Here is a 17,875-nt window from a genome sequence, read left to right as displayed (position 1 = left end):
TTTCTTCACCTCCATCGTTACGTCCCCTTTGGCTTGCCGGCATTTGAAGCCTCGGCATAAGGAGCGAGAACCTTACCCGCTTGCTGCTTGGCCTGGCCAGCACCTCCTGCCCGATTAGCGAATCTTGCTGAATAGTAACGTGTCAGATCAATGCTTCTTATAAATTCAACCGGATCTGTGATCGAGGCAGACGCTACGGTTTTGGGCTCACGTCTCCACCAACTGGACGCGGCTCTCCCATTCGAAAAAGGAGACTTAAGCTTAACCTCAACCATTCGCTTCAGAACGGCCCGCGAATAGATCATTTGCCCTTCATAGGTCAAAGAGGCTTCTCCCATCCACTGAGCCGACTTTACTAATTTGCGATCATACAAATCACCATTGACGGTATCGGCCTTTCCTTCAACCGGGAGCCCGACAGATGCCGGCGAGCCTACGCTGCCGATACTGAACAAGCTGCTAAGCATTTCGTCATCGCCTATCCGCCAATACAAGCCATCATAGACAGGCTCGCTCAGCATCCCGCTTCTAGCCATTCGGAAGCTGTTATCCCAACTAAAGGCAGCGCGTTCCGCAGTTGAGGACGCAGCGTAATAAAGGACAACCTTCTGGTACATATACATACCGAACAATATAAATAACAGAATAAGTCCGAGCAGCATTGGAAAAACAATCGTGGCTTCCAGCGTAAAGCTGCCCTGTTCCCTTCTTAGCCCCTGCAGCAGTCTCTCCCGATACCTTTGCTTTCCCATACGCTTGCACCTCGCCTGCTAACTAAAAATTTTATCCGCCTCATCGTCCGCCTTGCCCATCAGACGCTCGATTAATTCGATGATCCAGTCCTTAAACAACAGGGCAATAATAATGACAACCGCAATAATCAGAATAATTTCCAGCGTGCCAAGACCCTCTTCCTCTTTCCAAAACGAACGAACGGATTTTGCTAACGAATTCATTTTTCCTCTTCCTCTCTATTATCAAATTAAGACATGAGCAGAACAGCTGGCGCGGCGACCAGAATCATGAGCACCAACAAAATGCCAACAAGCGGAAATACAAGCTTCGAGGAAGCTTCCTCCCCGCGCGATCTTGCAATCGCCTTGCGCTTCTCCCAAAGCGTATAAGACAGCTCCCGCAAGGCGAGCACGAAATGCTCTCCCCCTCTTCGGTAATTGAGCAGCAGTACAGTTGTAAAAACGGATACCTCCTGTACCGAGCAGCGCCGGTTAAATCGTTCCATCGCCGTATTGAACGACTGGCCGTTCTGCAGCATCGAAACAGCCTCGCTCCATTCCTTGTATAAGGGATGTAGGTTCACTTGCTTCCCTTCAAGTGACCTAGCAAGCGCCTGCTGCACAGTCTCACCCGCGCCTACAAGCAGCATCAGCTTGCTCAGCATGCCCGGCAGCTCGATGATCATCTGCTGCTTGCGCTGCTCGACCTTTCTTCCCGCTTCTACGAATGGCCGAAGTGCAAGAACGATGCCGAATATGGCTCCTACCACGAGCAGCAAAGGCTCTTGTCCAAGAAAACTAAGCCATGCACAGGCCGTTAATGCGGCGTAGCCCATGCCTAACGCACCTGCAGCCTGCTTTTTCGATTGCTCTATCGTCCATCCGTTTTCCATTAACAGAAGAAGTCTCATATGAAAGCTTCCCATTGGCAGATGCAAGGAATCAAATACCTTATACCGCTCCAGCATGCGCAAAAAGGGATCAGTCATGCCCAGCTGCTTCCATGCCTCACTCGTCATTCCGTCTCGCTGCTTCTTCCCTGCAAGTTGCTTCCAGAGTGCATGCAGCGTGCCCACTCCCGCCCAATAAACCCAAACTCCGACAAGCGTAAACGAAGCTATCGCGGCAGCCATTTCTCCCTTCCTTTCGCTACATTTGAATCCGCATCAATTTTGCCATAAGCCAAAAGCAAGCCAACAACAACACCAGCGCAACTGTCAGCAGCAGGTAGCCGGCTCCCTTATATAAAGGTGCCATGTAGTCAGGCGCTGCTAAGCTTAAAAAGGCGAGGAAAACAAAAGGCACAGCCATCATAATCCGTCCCTCGAATCTCTTCTGGGCAACCATTACGGATATTTCTTGTTCAATCTCCAACTTCTCGCCAATAATAACCGCCGTCCGCTTCATTATCTCGAGTAAATCCCCTCCTGAACGCTTGCAGGCACCGAGCGCATCAACGAATTGGGTGATCTCATCAATCCCCGCCCGATCCGCAAAATTACGCAAGGCATATTCAATCGGCTCCGCATTTTCTAAACGAAACCGTATGATCTGAAATTCAATCAATAGCTCTGTTCTTGCGTTCGGATACAAAAGCAACAAATCATCAAGGGATGCCAGAAAAGCATTTTCAATCGAGCGACCCGCTGCAAGCGAGGAGGTTAGCGAGAACAATGCTTCCTTGAATTGCAGCTTCAATCGCTCTTTTCGCTCACGCAGCAATGCTCCGCGCCGATAGCGCGGCGCGATTATGCCGAATGCCGATACGGCTAGCGACATTGAAACGGAGTGATAGAATAGATAGATCGCTGCATACAAAAGAAAAGATGCTGCCGTTGCTGTCAGTAAAAACTGTTTTCGGCTTAGATGGTATTGCCCGTAGTTCGTCAATACTCTTCCTGCGCGAATACTCGCCAAAATTTGTTCACTTTCCCAGCCGCACCAATATAGAAAACGCTGCTTTCTCCCAGATAAACTCTGCTGAATTGTAGATTTGGAGATGCCGTTAGCCATTCTCATAGCGCAGCCTCCCCCTTGCCCTTTCTTCCAGCCATGATCAGCTTGTCCTGTCTAACAATAGCGTTGTCTGTTCGTTTCAGCCCGCCTGCCACCTTCCCCCCATGCTCGCCTTTCTCTTCAAAATAAAACAAAGGATTAAGCAATATTTCACCATCAGCCATTCCCATGACTTCGCATATTTCCGATACTCTGCGCGATTTATCACGGAATCTCGATAAATGAATGATAATATCAATAGCTGAAGCAATCTGCTGCCGAATGACGGCTACAGGCAGTTCCGCTGCGCTAAGTGCCATCGTCTCAAGCCGGGCGAGCATGTCCTTCGCACCATTCGAATGGCCGGTAGACATGCTTCCGGCATGGCCAGTATTCAAGGCTTGCAGCATATCCAGCGCCTCTCCGCCCCGCACCTCCCCCACGATGATCCGACTCGGCCGCATGCGCAGCGAAGCCCGAATTAAATCGCGTACGGTGATCTCGCCTTTGCCTTCCGTATTCGCATTCCGTGTTTCCAAGGAGACAAGATTCGGAATGGAGCGAATTTGCAGCTCTGCCGAGTCCTCGATGGTAACGATTCGCTCATCCGATGGAATGAACTGCGACAGAGCATTAAGAAAAGTCGTTTTGCCTGTCCCCGTTCCTCCGCTGATAAACATATTGTATTGCGCCTCGACGAGCTCACTTAGGAATGCTGCCGCTTCACCTGATAATGATTCAAGCCCTACCAGCTCCTCCATCGCAAGCGGCTTATCTGGGAACTTACGAATGGTCATGCAGGGACCCTTAAGCGCAACAGGAGGAAGCACGACATGCACCCTTGAGCCATCCTTCAGCCTCGCGTCTACGATAGGCGACGACTCATTGACTACACGGTTTACACTGGCTACCACCGTCTGGATCAAATCCTCTAGCCGCTCCCTGCTCTCAAAGGAAACAGGCTGCAAGGACATTTCGCCTCTCCTTTCCACAAAAATTTCCGCATGATGATTGATCATGATTTCGCTGATCGAAGCATCCTCCATAAGCGGCTGTAAAATATCAAGTCCGCGGAAGGAGTGGAACAGCCTGCGCACCAGCTTGACTTTCCCAGTTGCCGTTAACGGATTGCTCGCACACCAGTCGAATACCGTCTCCTCCGCGATTTGCAGCAAGCTTTCATCGGACAAAGAACCGCTGAAATCAATCTTTGACCGGATTTTATCCCTCAGCTTCAATACGATTTCATCGCTCGGCAATCATTCCCTCTCCCTCCAAGAAGAGCTGCTTGAACAGCTGATCGGCCGCTGCCCGGTATAATGGCGATGACAGCAGCTTTACGTCGCTCGCCCCTCGCCAATCTGCAATTTCTGGCATTTGGAAGCTGGCGGGGTCTCCCTCTGCCATTTCCCGAATGCCAACCGTTTGATTGCTGATAGCTTGATTATCAACGTATGTGAATTTCCCAAGCATCCGCGTGAAGCGCTCATCCCATTTCTGCTCACCGTAGCGCAGTACCATGTTTTGCTTTTGCCTCGCGGATGCAGAACTATTCGATACCCATAGAACAAGGTTCGATTTCTCGAACACACTTATATGCGTGCCGTCCAGGTCACTGTCCATGTCGACGATAATCAAATCGTATTGCCCGCTTGCGGAGATCGCATCAAGCAGCCAAGCCGTATCCTCCTCATTCAGCGTTAAGCGATCCTCTAGATTGGTACATAGCGCTAAATAATCCGCGCCTAGAAGGGCATCGCGTTTCCGATGCTCCAGCAGCCATTTCCCAGCTTGGCCAGACTGCGTCTTCAGACAGTAAAGCAGCTCAGATAAGCCTTCCTCCTTTCGTGCCTCTTGCTTTTGGAAATCCTCGCCGCGATTTGTCCCAAGCCATGATTCCGAGGAATTCCAACGCTCCAGATTTAGGTAAAACGTTCGGAATCGATGCAAGCTTGCCGCATGCGCGATATGAAGCGCGAGCCCCGTCTTCCCGGTACCGCCGGAAGCGGAGCATACCGCGAGCACCCGCGTTCCTGCAGCCCTATCCTCTAATGTTGGAGCTTGACCGGGCAACACTTTTGATCGGGCATGAATCTCCGACATGCGCTGCAGCAGCCGCGGGAGCGGCTGATATTGCTGGAGCTCATGCTCCTCCGTACTTTCACCAAATGCAAGCACGAGCGCGATAACGGTCAGCTTCGGAAGCATCGGCTTGATCTCTGCCAGCAGCACCGGCTGAGCAATCAGCATATCCAGCTTGTATCCCTGCTTAACGTACCGTTTGCATGCCTCTGAATGGGTGAAAGCAACAATCTGCCATTGCTCGCTATACTTGCTGTCTCGGATGTAATCGGCTAGACGCCGCAAGTATTCCGTGTCGCTTACAGCTACTCCCAGCTGGTATTTCATCATCCAAGCATTCCTCCCTTCAGCTAAGGAAACACAAAAAAAGCACCGTAGAAGGCGCAGCTAGCTGCGTCCTTATACGGTGCTTCCGTGTGTGATCTTTAACTTTGTATAAAATTTACCATACCCTGATTCTATTCGTCAACTAAGGATTTCACTTCTGCTTCTCCCAATCGCTAAGAAACTTCTCGATTCCGATATCGGTAAGCGGGTGCTTCCACAGCGAAGGCAGCAGCGAGCCCGGTATCGTTGCAATATGCGCGCCTGCGATAGCAGCCTGCTCCAGATGGCCAATATGGCGGATACTCGCTACGATGATTTCAGTTGAATATCCATAGTTACGAATAATGGCGTTCAAATCGCGAACCAACTTAAGCCCTTCTACGCCAATATCATCCAGCCTTCCGACAAACGGGCTAATGAAGGTCGCTCCTGCTTTTGCTGCCATGAGCCCTTGAGCCGCCGAAAAAACGAGAGTAACGTTCGTTTGGATCCCCTTCTCCGATAGCGCGTGCGCTGCATACAAGCCATCCTCAGTAAGAGGCAGCTTAATCACAACATTAGGAGCCCATTCCGCGATTTCAAAAGCTTCCTTAAGCATGTCGTCCGCCTTCGTTCCTATAACCTCAGCGCTGACCGGCCCGGATACGATGCTGCAAATTTCTTGGATGACTTGTTTAAAATCCCGCCCCTCCTTCGCAATGAGCGAAGGGTTGGTCGTTACCCCGTCAACGAGCCCTAGCTTGGCAATACGCTTAATTTCCTCTACGTTCGCTGTATCCAAGAAAAATTTCATCACCGGTCATCTCCCTTTGATTATTGGAAAAAAAGTTTGATTTCACGCTCCGCGCTTTCGATCGAATCCGAACCATGGATGATGTTGCTTGCAACGTCGATCGCAAAGTCCCCGCGAATCGTTCCCGCAAGCGCGTCAGACGGATTCGTTGCTCCAATAAGCGAACGCGCATTTTTAATCGCATCCTTGCCTTCCCATACCATAGCGAATATCGGTCCTGAAACGATAAAATCTACCAGCTCATCAAAAAAGACCTTTGCCCGCAAATGCTCGTAATGATGCTCCGCATGCTCTCTGGAGAGCTGCATAACCTTTGCATCCACTAGCTTAAAGCCCTTCTCTTCGAAACGTGCGACAATCCTACCTACTAAGCCGCGAGCATAACCATCGGGTTTAACCATTACAAACGTTCTATCCATTTAGAATCCCCCTTGTCTCTATCGGTATAGCCATTTATTTGTTAAGCCATTCAGTAATAATGCCTGCAGTTTCTTCAATAGCTCGATTGGTGACATCGATAACCGGGCAATTCAATGATTTCATAACGGCTTCCGCGTAATCCAGCTCCTCTTGAATCCGCTCACGCGTCGCGTATTGGGCGGAAGCCGGAAGTCCCAGCGTCTTCAAGCGCTCGGAGCGAATTTCAAGCAAGTGCTCGGCTTGCATCGTGAGCCCGATAATTAACCGGCCGGGGGCTGGCTTAAGCTCCTCTGGCGGATTAACCTCCGGCATCAAGGGCAGGTTAGCCGTTTTGATTCCCTTATGGGATAAGAAGATGCTTAACGGTGTTTTCGACGTCCGTGACACGCCGATCAATACGACCTGCGCCTGCACAAAGCCTCGCGCGTCCTTGCCATCGTCATATTTGACCGCGAATTCAATAGCGTCCATTCGGCGGTGATAGGCATCATCAATCGAATGCAGAAGTCCTGGTTCGCGCTTCGGAAAGCTGCCAAACGTGTCCACATAAGCTTGCATCATCGGTCCCATCACATCGACGGCCCGCACGCCGACCCTAAGCGCTTCTTCCTTCATCAGCTCCCGCAGCTCTGGCTGCACGAGCGTATAGCTGATAAAACCGCCTGTGCTTACGGCCTCAGCAACAATGCGCAATATTTCATCCTCCGACTTGATATGGCCGTAGCGCTTGATCTTCACCTGCTCGGAGGCGAATTGGCGCAAGGTCGCCTTAGCTACCGCTTCCGCAGTTTCACCGACGGCATCGGAGCATACGTAAATAATTTGCTGTGTCATAACTCTGGCTCCCCCAATTCCCCATCCATCGCAATGTCCGCCATCAGACGTATGATATTCGATTTCGACACCCATCCGGTAACCTCTGGATCGGCCGTTTGCTCCTCCCTTGGAACAATGACCGGCAGACAATCCACCTGATGGAGCGACATTTTTCGAATCGCGTCCATTACGGAGTCGTCAGGCATCAACGTCACAATATTGGGATAGCGGGTCATCACCATACTGACGGGGATTGCTGCAGCGCCGGCGTTTCCTAGCGTTATTTTGAGCAAATCCTTAGGCGTGACGATGCCGACAAACCGCTTCTGCTCATTGACCACAAGAAGCGTATCCGCATTCTCTGTAAATAACGTAATGACGGCGTCATGCACGGACAAGTAGTCAGGCACGTTAACGGGAACGCCCTGTACCTCCCTAACCTTCATCGTGTTGAGCTGCTGCAGCGGCTCTCGGTTCGTTCGGTAGGAGTTGCCTAGGAAATACCCGACCTTAGGCTTCGCGTCAAGCAAACCCAGCATGACGAGAAGCGATAAATCCGAGCGCAGAGTCGGTCTGCTTACGCCCAGATTGTCTGCTAATTGTTCACCGGTAATCGGCGCATGCCTCTTCACAAGCTCAAGAAGCTCCAATTGCCGAGAGGATAATTGAATCGGACTCTCCTCCATTCTATTTGTGAGTCATAATTGGTTTATTTAGTACTATTATTCTATAATTAATATATCATATTAAAGATATGTGTACAATAAATAGGATTACTCTTCTTTGAAAATCACTTTATATAACGCCTGCGTACCATTATTTTCATTTCCTTGCTCGATTGCCTGCTCGTACAACGAACGTGCCAGCGCAAGCCCAGGCAGTGTCAGCCCCATTTCTTCCGCGGACTCGATTGCGATTTTAATATCCTTTATGAAATGTTTAACGTAGAAACCCGGAGCAAAATCCCCTTTAATGATGCGCGGCCCCAGATTCGAAAGCGACCAGCTGCCAGCCGCGCCTGTCTCAATGCTCTTCAGCACCTTGTTAGGATCCAGCCCAGAGCGCTTGGCATATGCGAGTGCTTCACTTACCCCGATCATATTGGATGCGATCGCGATCTGATTGCACATCTTGGTGAATTGCCCGGAACCAGCTCCGCCTTGGTGCACGATATTTTTGCCCATTCGCTCAAACAACGGAAGGACCGCTTCAAAGGTTTCCGCCGCGCCTCCGACCATAATGGATAATCTCGCTTCCTTCGCTCCAACATCACCGCCAGATACTGGCGCATCGAGCACTCTCAGCCCTTTGCTTAGAGCCTCAAGCTCCAATCGCTTAGCAAGCGATGGGCTGGATGTCGTCATATCTATCAATACCGCATTTGGGCGCGCTTGACGCAGCAAGCCCGATTCTCCCAAATAAACCTCCTCTACATCCGCCGGGTACCCAAGCATCGTGAGGATGATATCCGACTGCTCAGCTACCGCCTTAGGCGACTCATTCCAAACAGCTCCTTTTGTTACCAACCCGTCTGCCCGTGATTTCGTGCGGTTATATACGTTCACGCGATAACCGGCCTCAAGCAAATGCCCCGCCATGCTTGCCCCCATAATGCCTGTCCCTATAAATCCGATGACGCTCTCTTGATTAACCGCTTGCTCTGTCATTTCGATTCCGCCTCTCATTTTGTTTGGTTTAGCTTCATTGTATCCATTTTATTAAGAAGAAACGCCTGACGGCGTCGTTTCAATAGACGCCATCGTTTTAGCGTAACGTATAGAGAAAGTAGGAGCAAACCCATATACTTTCCTATACGTCAAAAAAAACAGCCAGAGACAGGATTGCTCCTTCGTCTCCGGCTGTCCGGTTGCTCGCTTGTCATTCAATTACGCTTATTCATCCGTCATGGCAATAAATTGCTCAACGTCAACGGCAGTAAGAGCAACGGCATCGCGCCAAAAATCCTTTTCTTCCACATTTACGCCAAGATGCGCCTCAGCCAGCTGTTCAACGGTCATTCTTCCTGTATCGCGGAGCAAAGCAACGTATTGTTCTTTGAAATCAGGGCCCTCTTTTAGCGCCTTCGCATAAATGCCGGCGCTGAACAAATATCCGAAAGTGTATGGAAAGTTGTAGAACGGCACATCCGTTAAGTAGAAATGCAGCTTTGACGCCCAGAAATGCGGATGCGCCTCACCAAGCATATCGCAATAGGCTTCACGCTGCGCTTCCTCCATCAGCGCGTTCAATTCTTCAACGGATACCAAGCCTTGGCGTCGCTTTTCATAGAAACGGGTCTCGAATAAAAATCTCGCATGGATGTTCATGAAAAAAGCAACCGAGCGCTGTATTTTGTCTTCGAGCAAGCCCAGCTTTTCTTCCTTTTCCGTTGCTGCCTTGAACGCGCGGTCGGATACGATAAGCTCCGCGAAGGTTGACGCCGTCTCCGCTACATTCATCGCATATTCCTGAGATAATGCAGGCAAATCATTCATTACATGCTGATGGTAGGCATGCCCAAGCTCATGAGCAAGCGTTGAAATATTCGAAGCGCTGCCTGAATAGGTCATGAATATACGGGTTTGGCTGCTTTTGGGAAAGGAAGTGCAGAACCCGCCAGGGCGCTTCCCAGGTCGATCCTCTGCTTCGATCCAGCCGTCTCGGAATGCCATCTGCGAGAAATCCGCAAGCTCAGGGCTGAACGAACGAAACTGTTCTACAATAAAAGCAGCCGCTTCGTCATACGGTATCGTCTTCGTCGCTGAACCGATAGGAGCCTCTACGTCATGCCAATCAAGCTTTTCCACGCCGAGCAGCTTCGCCTTGCGAGCCAGATAAGCAACAAGCACCTGCTTGCTCTCCTGAATCGCTTCCCACATCGCTCCAAGCGTCGTTTCACTCATGCGATTCATCTGCAGCGGCTCTTTGAGTACCGAGCCCCATCCTCGTTTATCATATAGCTTGAGCCGGAAGCCGGAAATGCGGTTTAATGTTTCCGCGCATAAATCCGCTTGCTCCGACCACTCGCGTTCCCATTCCGCAAATGCCGCTTTACGTACCTCGCGGTCACCGTCAGACAGGCGGTTATGCATTTGACCCGCAGATAAGATCGTCGTTTTCCCTTCCTTATCGGTATCCTTGAACTTCGCCCGAGACACGATTACGTTGTAATAATCACCCCAGCCATGATAGCCGTCGACAGCTAGATCTCCTGCCAATGCCTCAAGCTCAGGGGCCATCTTCTGCTTGGCCAGCTCACGGCGTTCAGCCAAGTTGAACGCGACCTCTGCAAGCTTTTCATTCTGAAGCAGCGCCAGCCATGCTTCATCATCCAGTCCGCGCAGCACATTATCGAACCGTGTAAGCACGCCAAGCAGCTTCGCGCCTAGCGTCTTTACGCGGTCGCCTCGCGCATTGGCAGCGGAATCCTTGATGTCTTGCGCCAGTAAGCATGAAACAAATGATTCCGATTCCCTTAACCTAATAATCACGCTTTGCAGAAGATCAGTCATTTCCGCAATAAGCGGTATAGCTGAGGCCGTGCCGTCCAGCAGCATCGCATCCAGCTTTACGATGTCCTCGTCAATGCCCCTCAGTTCCTCTTGAAAAGCAGCAGAGCTTGAGCCGCCTTCGTATAACACATCTAAATTCCAGCTTTTCGGATAACCCTTATCCATTTGCTACCATCCTTTCCTCCACAAAAAAAGCCAAGCGACGGCTGCGTTTTTATTTGCGCAAACCTTCTTGGCAGTGTATAACTTAATTATATCCAGATTGGAGGAATTTCACCATGTCTAAACCGTTGCAAATTTCCGCTGATACCGCTGTGAAGTTATCGGAGCAGCTTGGCGTACCGATTGAGCACTTAATGCATATGCCCCGGCATATCTTGCTGCAGAAGCTTGCCGAGTTGGCCAAGCCTGATGCGGAAGCAGCTCCCGAGAGCGATAAGAAAGTATGATTCCGTTCGAAAAAGCATGGCCTTATGACATCATAATGGGCGATCTTTACGTTTCAAGCTGCCCATTCTGCTCCGCAGAGAATGTGCTTCTTCCCGTTAAGCCCGCTGAGATTCCAGACATTCAGGGCGGCATGAAACGCTTACTCGTATTCCCATGCTGCAGAAACAAAGTGACGATCATTGACGCAGACCGAGACTATTTGTTGACCGACCGCGTACTTCGCTAGTCGCCCTTCTAAGCGGATGTAGACACTGCATGCTCCGACAGGCTTAGATGATCGCTTGGAGAATGGTCGCCGGATGGGTTTTTCGATCTGGCTTCCATCTCCTCGCGAATCAGCTGCCATTGCTCGCGACTCGCGCGAATCATCGCGCCGTCCACAATTTTTTTATCGTTCACGACGCGTGAAAACCATCTTACCGCATCGTTTACTTCGCCAATTCTGCGATTCAGCTCCCCGATTAAGAACATCAGCTTCGCATTGTTTAAGGCAATGCCTTCTGCCTCGTAGACCCGTATGTAAGCTTGAAGCGCAAAGCGCAGAAAACGCTTCTCATCGCTTTGATTTCCTTCATAACGATAAAGCCAAGCAATATGGTGCAGAATCCCCGCAAGAATGCGGTCTTTCTCCCCAACAGCCTGAGCGGATAGCAGCGCAAGCTTATAGGTCGCCATTGCCTGACTTGCATCACGCTCACCGCAGTAATCATGATTCTGCCAGCGCACGCCGATCTTCTCGTTGTATTGCTTCTTTTGTTGATCGTTCAACCGCTCAATCCCGTTTTCTGTCGTAGCATAGCCGCAATTCGGGCAAACCCGTACAACATAATAATCCGGGTTCACTTCCGATTTATAATATCCGCAAAAGTCAGAGTCCACGCTGGCTGCTCTTTTGAAGCTTGGTCTTACGCGAGATGTCATAAATATGTGCTCACAGCAGATGCATTCGATCTTGGATTGGTAGAGCGGTTCCATACGATCACGTCTCCTCTTCAGATGTGTTAACAAAATGATGTGCTGGTCCGGATAGTCTATTTATGACAACGAGCTGAAGCTCTTCTTCTATGCCTACCTCTTGCAGCGCTTTCCGCATACAGTCCAGCCATGCTTCCGCACGCTCTGGCGTAATGGGAAACGGCAAGTGCCTTGCTCTCATCATCGGATGCCCATATTCGTCTGAATACAAAGAAGGTCCACCGAAAAATTGAGTGAGAAATAAGTACTGCTTGTCCATTACCGGCAGGATGTCTTCCGGGAACAAAGGCCCAAGCAAGGGATGTGCTTGTACTCTCGGATAAAAAGCCTCTACAATTAGTCTTAAAGTCTCAGCTCCGCCTATCGTTTCATAAAGGCTTATATTCCTATTCATCGTCAAAACCATCTCCAATTTGTAGGTAATTAGTATTATATCATAAAAATAATTTTACCGGAAATAAAAAAAAGCCCGCAATTTCGAATGCGGGCTCCATCATATAGTGCGTATTACCCATCAACCCTCATAGTCCTCTTCCCCAGGCGCTGTAAGAGATTCTCGAATGACATAGACGAAAGCACATACCAAGATGCCAGCGATTATACTCATACTCATCACTCCAACCGTTTCAAAGGTAATTCTATTGTACCATAAAAATGACAGGAATCCAGTGTTTTGCAAGCGTTTTCTTTTTATGTTGATTTTATTTTCATCCGCCTTAAGTGATGGATGTCCATCTTCGGACATATAAGTGTAAGAGGGGTTGTACCGTCCTTGTCTTTGAAGAGGGGGCATTCTTTTACAGTCCAATAGGAGGCGGTCAATCTGCTGCGAACCTTCATCCACCCATTATCCGTTACCGCCTTTAGCGCGCTCGTGATCGCACTGCTTATGACGATCTTTCCCACCGAAACGCTAGGCGCCTCGCTTCGAGGCTTATCGATCTGGTGGCAGGTGCTCTTCCCGGCTCTATTTCCTTTTTTCGTCATATCGGAGCTGCTGCTTGGTTTCGGAATTGTCCATTTTTTCGGAAAGCTGCTGGACCCTTATATGCGCCCTTTATTTCGTCTTCCAGGCATCGGCGGTTTCGTAGTGGCTATGGGTTACATTTCGGGTTATCCCGTTGGAGCCAGGCTTACTGCCCAGCTTTGGGAGCAAAAGCTTATCAATCGAGCGGAAGGTGAGCGGCTTGTCGCTTTCACTACGACATCCGATCCGATCTTTTTGATTGGCGCCGTTTCCGTCGGTTTTTTTCATAACGTCGCTCTTGCTCCTGTGCTTGCTGCCGCTCATTACGGCGGAGGACTGATCATTGGATTGCTCATGCGGTTCCATGACCGAAAAGCACTCCCATCCTCCCCCAAAAAGAACGTCAATACGGCTGCCGGCATACGTAAGCGCAAGCCATCTATTGTATCAGAAGCGCTCAAAGCGATGCACGAAGCAAGATTGCTTGACGGCAGAGATTTAGGCAAACTCGTGCAGGACTCTATTCAATCCGCGCTTCGGCTCATGATCGTTGTAGGCGGGCTTGTCGTTTTTTTCTCCGTTGTCATGGAAATGCTCACCCACGCCGGTATCGTAGAGGCGATGACCGAAGCTCTCCGATTCCTATTTCAAATGGTTGGGTTGCCTAGGCTGCTTGCCGATGCGGGCATTTACGGCTTATTCGAAGTTACGCTTGGAGCGCGTTCCGCAGGAACAGCCGGAACTGGACTTTTGCATCAAGCTGCAATAGCCGCTTGGGTGCTGTCATGGGCCGGTCTTTCCGTTCATGCCCAAATCGCTAGTCTGCTAAGCAAAACCGATCTTAGATATCGCCCTTTCCTGTACGCCCGGTTTCTGCATGGGTTGATCGCAATGGCGCTTGTGTATGTGCTTTGGGGATGGCTCGGTCCTTGAGCCGGTATGATTTCGCTGTCGAAGCACCGCGGCGCATTGAATTTATACACAATTTCCTTTATCATCTAAAGTACTATGGTGCTCGGAAGGAGATTTATTTTGAAGTATGCGGTAATTGATCGAGGCGACGCTTTATCCAAATCGTTGGCAGAGAAATTTCATACATTGGCTGCGGAGCGCGGCTTCGCTCGGAATGATGATGCACCTGAAATTGTCATCTCCATCGGAGGCGATGGTACGCTGCTTCTCGCTTTCCATAAATATGTCGACCAAATAACGGATGTTGCTTTTGTTGGCGTTCACACCGGACATCTCGGCTTCTACGCGGATTGGCAAGCAGATGAGCTTGATGAGCTTGTCAAGATGATGGCGGAAGAAACTCCGCATATTGTCAGATACCCGCTTGCGGAGATTGAGCTGGAGACACCGACCGAATCTCGTCATTACCTATCTTTGAACGAATTTACACTCAAGGGCGTAGACGGAACCCTCGTTGCCCAAATTAATATTAATGATGAGATGTTCGAGATGTTCCGCGGTGACGGTATCGTAATCTCCACTCCTTCAGGAAGCACAGCGTACAACAAAAGCTTGGGCGGCGCTATCGTCCATCCGTCCATCGAATCGCTGCAAATCGCTGAGATTGCTTCGATCAACAATCGCGTATACCGTACGTTAGGCTCATCCGTGCTGCTCCCGCAGCATCATCATTGCGACATTATCTCAAAAAAAGAACAGCGCCTTCAGCTTACCATTGATCACGTCAGCATTATGCGCAGCGATATACTCTCCATACGCTGCAGTGTATCAAGCCGCAAGGTCAGCTTTGCCCGTTATCGTCCATTCCCTTTCTGGAATCGAGTGCGTGAAGCGTTTCTCGGTTACGATGTACGTTAAATCAAACAAAAAAACACGAAGCGCCATATTAATGGCGTTCCGTGTCTTTTTTTTGCGGTCTATTCTGTTCTGAAGAAGTCGAAGCCGCCGCGGTTTCGTTGGCTGCAAGCCGGAACGGCTTTTTACCGCGGTGATCATTTCCTTTATATCCGCCCTTCCGCTGCTGCTCGCGCTTGCCGCTGCTCTGCTGCTCGTTGTTCTTGCCTTCACTCGCTGCGTTTGCTGAATCGCCTTTGCTCTCGTGGCTGCTGCGGTTTGAGCTTCTATGCCGATTCTCACGGTTATGGTGGCGGCTATGACGCTCATGCGTAGGATGCGAGACTTCTTCCTTTGCGGTTGCGACTTCCGTGTTGTCGAGATCCACGCCACCCTCTGCGTCTGCCATGCCCGCAACTGCTGCGAGAAGGTCAGCCGCATCAAGACGCGGCCGATGATCATCGGCATCCAGATCGTAATCCTCAGGCTCCCGCTGCGTGCTTATCGTTTTCTCGAGAATAAAATACGCGCAGCCAAAATTGCAATATTCATTAATATAATCAGACATGCTGGATAGATTGCTATCCTTGGTCGCTTTCTGGTGGTTGTCGCGGAAGAAGCCTTTGAGCCTCAACTGGCTATAGCCCCAGTCTCCTACAATATAATCATAACGCTCTAATACTTCACTGTATCGATCGCGAAATGCCTCAGGATTCCAGCCATTTCTATTTTCTTGTACGATTTCATATGATTTTCCGCCGATATGAATCAAAGCCATGGTTTCCACCTCATCTTGAGCGTCAGTTACAAGCTGCTCGAGCAAGCACCGGAGGGAATCTCACGGTCATATCCCGCTTCTACGGTATCTGCAGCAATTGCTGCGTGTGCCGAATCGGTCTGCTCATGTGCATGATAAGAGCTGCGTACTAATGGTGCGGATTCAACATGCCTGAAACCGCGCTTCAGCCCTTCTTCTTTTAGTTTTGCGAATTCATCTGGGTGGACATATCGTACGACCTTCAGATGGCTCGGCGAAGGCTGCAAATATTGACCCAATGTCAAAATATTCACGTCGTTCGCGCGAAGATCATCCATCGTCTGCAAAATTTCATCCCATTCTTCGCCTACGCCAAGCATAATGCTTGATTTCGTTGGAATTTTGGGTTTCATTTCTTTGGCACGGCTTAACAGTTCCATGGTACGGCTGTATTTCGCTTTTGCACGGACGCGATCCGAGAGTCTCTCTACAGTTTCCACGTTATGGTTCAGAATATCCGGATTGGCATCCATGACGATCTGAAGCGCATCCTTATTGCCAAGAAAATCGGGAATCAATACCTCTACGCGGCAAAATGGCATACGCTTGCGTATCGCGTGTACCGTAGCTGCAAAAATAGAGGCGCCGCCATCCTTCAAATCATCGCGAGCAACCGAAGTAACTACGCAGTGCTGCAAATTCATCTGCTCCGCCGCTTCCGCCACGCGTTCCGGTTCGTCAAGATCGAGCTCAGTCGGCATGCCGGTCTTGACCGCGCAGAAACGGCATGCGCGCGTGCAAATATCACCCAATATCATAAATGTAGCCGTACGGTTCGACCAGCATTCATAAATATTCGGGCAGCGTGCTTCCTCGCATACCGTATGTAATGTTTTGGTGCGCATCATATTTTTAATTTCGGCATAGTTGCCGTCTGTCGCTAATTTTATGCGAAGCCAGTCAGGCTTTTTAAGCGTTTCTTGTTGTTTCATAAGGGATTACCTGCTTTCAAGTTCATTTATCGTTCCTAAACTCATGGGGTTATTATAACATGTTTCCATAAAAAATAGCACTTTCTCGGCATTTCGTTTCCAATGCGAACCGATTTCGCATAAAAACGATTCATTTGCAAACGATAACGTCATAACTGTCATGCTTTTGGAAGGGTGAGACGTTTGAAACTGACTATACCTATTGCCGCAGCATTAATCGCAGCATTGCTGCTCATGGCTCTTCCGGTCAGCAACGCTAAAGCCTCTCCTGCGATCATGAGCCGGATTGGAAAAAACGCTGACCGAATGGCAGCTGCCGAGACAGATCCTTTGCCTATAAGAAGATCGTTATATGAGAAATTAAGCTTGTTTACCGATGTGCCTTGGTACTGGATCGCCGCAATCGATCAATATGAACGCTCGATGTCAAAGGTAAAACCGAAGGCAAGGCCTATGCTCGGAAGCACGGTTGGCGTATTTATCGATCCGGAGCGCTGGGCAGGCATGCTGAACCCGAACTCGGAGGACAGCTCGCCAGCTTCCATTCGTTTTTTCAATGGTATTGGCCGCGACGGGGACGGCAATGGCCAGGCAGACCGTACGAGTGACGACGATCTTCTGTACTCACTCGTAAGCCGTGTTGCCGCTTACGGCATCTCCGATGACGACTTTTCGATAGGCTTATGGGAATATTATCAGAATAACCGTGCCGTGCAGCGCATCCAGCAGTTTGCCCGTATATACGCTGCTTTCGGGAAGCTTGATTTGTTCGAGCATGCTTTTCCCGTTCCTATTGGCACCCATTATTCGTATAACAGCACATGGGGGACGGGCCGGAGCTGGGGCGGCAGACGAACCCATGAGGGGACCGATATATTCGCAGACCACGGGTTGCCCGTCCGGAGCGTGTGCTACGGCATCGTCGAGGTAAAAGGCTGGAATCCTTACGGTGGTTGGCGGATCGGCATTCGCGATCTCAACAACTTTTATCATTATTACGCACATCTTTCCGGCTTTGACAAAACGATCAGCACCGGCGATATCGTGAAGCCAGGCCAGGTGGTTGGCTGGGTCGGAAGCTCTGGGTACGGAAAGCCGGGCACCTCAGGGAAATTTCCGCCTCATCTGCATTATGGCGTGTACAGTGATCGGGGCCTTATGGAGTGGTCGTTCGATCCTTATCCGATGCTGCGCCGCTGGGAGCAAGCTGAACGCAAGCGGATTCGCTCAGGGAAATAATCCGCCATGC

21 protein-coding genes are annotated in these 17,875 nt (G+C 50.0%); 5 read left to right on the top strand and 16 right to left on the bottom strand.

Annotated elements, in window-relative coordinates; genetic code table 11:
• Positions 1 to 17 precede the first annotated feature (17 nt).
• From FHS16_RS24365 to FHS16_RS24310, 12 genes are all read right to left on the bottom strand, one after another.
• The gene (locus FHS16_RS24365) at positions 18 to 752 is read right to left on the bottom strand and encodes a TadE/TadG family type IV pilus assembly protein (protein WP_183569045.1); all 735 of its coding nucleotides are present in this window, start codon (positions 750 to 752) and stop codon (positions 18 to 20) included.
• An 18-nt stretch (positions 753 to 770) separates the two neighbouring features.
• Complete coding sequence (locus FHS16_RS24360; protein ID WP_183569043.1) at positions 771 to 956, bottom strand: Flp1 family type IVb pilin; 186 nt, start codon at positions 954 to 956, stop codon at positions 771 to 773.
• A gap of 26 nt (positions 957 to 982) precedes the next feature.
• Complete coding sequence (locus tag FHS16_RS24355; RefSeq protein WP_183569041.1) at positions 983 to 1,867, bottom strand: type II secretion system F family protein; 885 nt, start codon at positions 1,865 to 1,867, stop codon at positions 983 to 985.
• A gap of 16 nt (positions 1,868 to 1,883) precedes the next feature.
• Positions 1,884 to 2,753 carry a type II secretion system F family protein gene (locus tag FHS16_RS24350; RefSeq protein WP_246431936.1) on the bottom strand — a complete coding sequence of 290 codons (870 nt, stop codon included), beginning with the start codon at positions 2,751 to 2,753 and terminating at the stop codon, positions 1,884 to 1,886.
• A complete protein-coding gene (locus tag FHS16_RS24345) occupies positions 2,750 to 3,988 on the bottom strand; it encodes a TadA family conjugal transfer-associated ATPase (protein WP_183569039.1) in 1,239 nt (412 codons plus the stop codon). Before FHS16_RS24345 ends, FHS16_RS24350 begins: the two co-directional genes overlap by 4 nt.
• Positions 3,975 to 5,141, bottom strand: coding sequence for a P-loop NTPase family protein (locus tag FHS16_RS24340; RefSeq protein WP_183569038.1), 1,167 nt, complete (start codon positions 5,139 to 5,141; stop codon positions 3,975 to 3,977). Before FHS16_RS24340 ends, FHS16_RS24345 begins: the two co-directional genes overlap by 14 nt.
• Before the next feature lie 148 nt (positions 5,142 to 5,289).
• The gene (fsa, locus tag FHS16_RS24335) at positions 5,290 to 5,931 is read right to left on the bottom strand and encodes a fructose-6-phosphate aldolase (protein WP_183569036.1); all 642 of its coding nucleotides are present in this window, start codon (positions 5,929 to 5,931) and stop codon (positions 5,290 to 5,292) included.
• Positions 5,932 to 5,951: 20 nt separating this feature from the next.
• A complete protein-coding gene (ndk, locus tag FHS16_RS24330; RefSeq protein ID WP_183569034.1) occupies positions 5,952 to 6,350 on the bottom strand; it encodes a nucleoside-diphosphate kinase in 399 nt (132 codons plus the stop codon).
• 34 nt (positions 6,351 to 6,384) lie between these two features.
• On the bottom strand, positions 6,385 to 7,185 hold the full coding sequence (locus FHS16_RS24325) for a pyruvate, water dikinase regulatory protein (RefSeq protein ID WP_183569032.1): 801 nt from the start codon (positions 7,183 to 7,185) through the stop codon (positions 6,385 to 6,387).
• Positions 7,182 to 7,853: a CBS domain-containing protein gene (locus FHS16_RS24320; RefSeq protein ID WP_183569030.1), complete on the bottom strand. Its 672-nt coding sequence runs from the start codon at positions 7,851 to 7,853 to the stop codon at positions 7,182 to 7,184. The genes FHS16_RS24325 and FHS16_RS24320 overlap by 4 nt, the downstream gene beginning before the upstream one ends.
• 87 nt (positions 7,854 to 7,940) lie before the next feature.
• On the bottom strand, positions 7,941 to 8,834 hold the full coding sequence (locus FHS16_RS24315; RefSeq protein ID WP_183569028.1) for an NAD(P)-dependent oxidoreductase: 894 nt from the start codon (positions 8,832 to 8,834) through the stop codon (positions 7,941 to 7,943).
• 225 nt (positions 8,835 to 9,059) lie between these two features.
• Entirely contained in the window at positions 9,060 to 10,844 is a 1,785-nt protein-coding gene (locus FHS16_RS24310; RefSeq protein WP_183569026.1) for a M3 family oligoendopeptidase, read from the bottom strand.
• A 113-nt stretch (positions 10,845 to 10,957) separates the two neighbouring features.
• On the opposite strand from FHS16_RS24310, the gene FHS16_RS24305 reads away from it, so the two are divergent.
• Together FHS16_RS24305 and FHS16_RS24300 are read left to right on the top strand one after the other, a co-directional pair.
• On the top strand, positions 10,958 to 11,128 hold the full coding sequence (locus tag FHS16_RS24305; protein ID WP_183569024.1) for a YycC family protein: 171 nt from the start codon (positions 10,958 to 10,960) through the stop codon (positions 11,126 to 11,128).
• Positions 11,125 to 11,355, top strand: a complete 231-nt coding sequence (locus FHS16_RS24300) for a hypothetical protein (protein WP_183569022.1) — start codon at positions 11,125 to 11,127, stop codon at positions 11,353 to 11,355. Before FHS16_RS24305 ends, FHS16_RS24300 begins: the two co-directional genes overlap by 4 nt.
• 8 nt (positions 11,356 to 11,363) lie before the next feature.
• On the opposite strand, the gene FHS16_RS24295 is transcribed toward FHS16_RS24300, so the two are convergent.
• Together FHS16_RS24295 and FHS16_RS24290 are read right to left on the bottom strand one after the other, a co-directional pair.
• Positions 11,364 to 12,104 (bottom strand): DUF2225 domain-containing protein, encoded by a 741-nt coding sequence (locus FHS16_RS24295; RefSeq protein WP_183569020.1) that lies wholly within the window; start codon positions 12,102 to 12,104, stop codon positions 11,364 to 11,366.
• A gap of 4 nt (positions 12,105 to 12,108) precedes the next feature.
• Positions 12,109 to 12,498, bottom strand: coding sequence for a globin domain-containing protein (locus tag FHS16_RS24290; RefSeq protein WP_183569017.1), 390 nt, complete (start codon positions 12,496 to 12,498; stop codon positions 12,109 to 12,111).
• A 495-nt stretch (positions 12,499 to 12,993) separates the two neighbouring features.
• On the opposite strand from FHS16_RS24290, the gene spoVV reads away from it, so the two are divergent.
• Both spoVV and FHS16_RS24280 read left to right on the top strand, forming a co-directional pair.
• Positions 12,994 to 14,004 carry a dipicolinic acid transporter SpoVV gene (spoVV, locus tag FHS16_RS24285; protein ID WP_246431935.1) on the top strand — a complete coding sequence of 337 codons (1,011 nt, stop codon included), beginning with the start codon at positions 12,994 to 12,996 and terminating at the stop codon, positions 14,002 to 14,004.
• Positions 14,005 to 14,103: 99 nt separating this feature from the next.
• Entirely contained in the window at positions 14,104 to 14,901 is a 798-nt protein-coding gene (locus tag FHS16_RS24280; protein ID WP_183569015.1) for an NAD kinase, read from the top strand.
• A 28-nt stretch (positions 14,902 to 14,929) separates the two neighbouring features.
• Here the strand turns inward: FHS16_RS24280 and FHS16_RS24275 are convergent, their stop codons facing one another.
• Both FHS16_RS24275 and lipA read right to left on the bottom strand, forming a co-directional pair.
• Positions 14,930 to 15,655, bottom strand: coding sequence for a YutD family protein (locus FHS16_RS24275; RefSeq protein ID WP_246431934.1), 726 nt, complete (start codon positions 15,653 to 15,655; stop codon positions 14,930 to 14,932).
• A gap of 26 nt (positions 15,656 to 15,681) precedes the next feature.
• Entirely contained in the window at positions 15,682 to 16,626 is a 945-nt protein-coding gene (gene lipA, locus FHS16_RS24270) for a lipoyl synthase (RefSeq protein WP_183569013.1), read from the bottom strand.
• 234 nt (positions 16,627 to 16,860) lie between these two features.
• Between lipA and FHS16_RS24265 the strand changes: the two genes are divergently transcribed.
• Positions 16,861 to 17,865, top strand: a complete 1,005-nt coding sequence (locus tag FHS16_RS24265; RefSeq protein WP_183569130.1) for a M23 family metallopeptidase — start codon at positions 16,861 to 16,863, stop codon at positions 17,863 to 17,865.
• The last annotated feature ends 10 nt before the right edge of the window (positions 17,866 to 17,875 follow it).

Origin of the sequence: Paenibacillus endophyticus, from assembly GCF_014192395.1 — a bacterium.
GTDB classification, from domain to species: Bacteria; Bacillota; Bacilli; order Paenibacillales; family Paenibacillaceae; genus Pristimantibacillus; species Pristimantibacillus endophyticus.
Note: the sequence above shows the minus strand (reverse complement) of the source record. Positions and strands in the feature narration are given on the sequence as shown.

What these genes read in the sequence shown, in the direction of transcription:
- FHS16_RS24365 (WP_183569045.1), bottom strand. Translation starts at nt 752, where the DNA reads ATGGGAAAGCAAAGGTATCGGGAGAGACTGCTGCAGGGGCTAAGAAGG.
- FHS16_RS24360 (WP_183569043.1), bottom strand. Translation starts at nt 956, where the DNA reads ATGAATTCGTTAGCAAAATCCGTTCGTTCGTTTTGGAAAGAGGAAGAG.
- FHS16_RS24355 (WP_183569041.1), bottom strand. Translation starts at nt 1,867, where the DNA reads ATGGCTGCCGCGATAGCTTCGTTTACGCTTGTCGGAGTTTGGGTTTAT.
- FHS16_RS24350 (WP_246431936.1), bottom strand. Translation starts at nt 2,753, where the DNA reads ATGAGAATGGCTAACGGCATCTCCAAATCTACAATTCAGCAGAGTTTA.
- FHS16_RS24340 (WP_183569038.1), bottom strand. Translation starts at nt 5,141, where the DNA reads ATGATGAAATACCAGCTGGGAGTAGCTGTAAGCGACACGGAATACTTG.
- fsa (WP_183569036.1), bottom strand. Translation starts at nt 5,931, where the DNA reads ATGAAATTTTTCTTGGATACAGCGAACGTAGAGGAAATTAAGCGTATT.
- ndk (WP_183569034.1), bottom strand. Translation starts at nt 6,350, where the DNA reads ATGGATAGAACGTTTGTAATGGTTAAACCCGATGGTTATGCTCGCGGC.
- FHS16_RS24325 (WP_183569032.1), bottom strand. Translation starts at nt 7,185, where the DNA reads ATGACACAGCAAATTATTTACGTATGCTCCGATGCCGTCGGTGAAACT.
- FHS16_RS24320 (WP_183569030.1), bottom strand. Translation starts at nt 7,853, where the DNA reads ATGGAGGAGAGTCCGATTCAATTATCCTCTCGGCAATTGGAGCTTCTT.
- FHS16_RS24315 (WP_183569028.1), bottom strand. Translation starts at nt 8,834, where the DNA reads ATGACAGAGCAAGCGGTTAATCAAGAGAGCGTCATCGGATTTATAGGG.
- FHS16_RS24310 (WP_183569026.1), bottom strand. Translation starts at nt 10,844, where the DNA reads ATGGATAAGGGTTATCCGAAAAGCTGGAATTTAGATGTGTTATACGAA.
- FHS16_RS24305 (WP_183569024.1), top strand. Translation starts at nt 10,958, where the DNA reads ATGTCTAAACCGTTGCAAATTTCCGCTGATACCGCTGTGAAGTTATCG.
- FHS16_RS24300 (WP_183569022.1), top strand. Translation starts at nt 11,125, where the DNA reads ATGATTCCGTTCGAAAAAGCATGGCCTTATGACATCATAATGGGCGAT.
- FHS16_RS24295 (WP_183569020.1), bottom strand. Translation starts at nt 12,104, where the DNA reads ATGGAACCGCTCTACCAATCCAAGATCGAATGCATCTGCTGTGAGCAC.
- FHS16_RS24290 (WP_183569017.1), bottom strand. Translation starts at nt 12,498, where the DNA reads ATGAATAGGAATATAAGCCTTTATGAAACGATAGGCGGAGCTGAGACT.
- spoVV (WP_246431935.1), top strand. Translation starts at nt 12,994, where the DNA reads ATGACGATCTTTCCCACCGAAACGCTAGGCGCCTCGCTTCGAGGCTTA.
- FHS16_RS24275 (WP_246431934.1), bottom strand. Translation starts at nt 15,655, where the DNA reads ATGGCTTTGATTCATATCGGCGGAAAATCATATGAAATCGTACAAGAA.
- lipA (WP_183569013.1), bottom strand. Translation starts at nt 16,626, where the DNA reads ATGAAACAACAAGAAACGCTTAAAAAGCCTGACTGGCTTCGCATAAAA.
- FHS16_RS24265 (WP_183569130.1), top strand. Translation starts at nt 16,861, where the DNA reads ATGGCTCTTCCGGTCAGCAACGCTAAAGCCTCTCCTGCGATCATGAGC.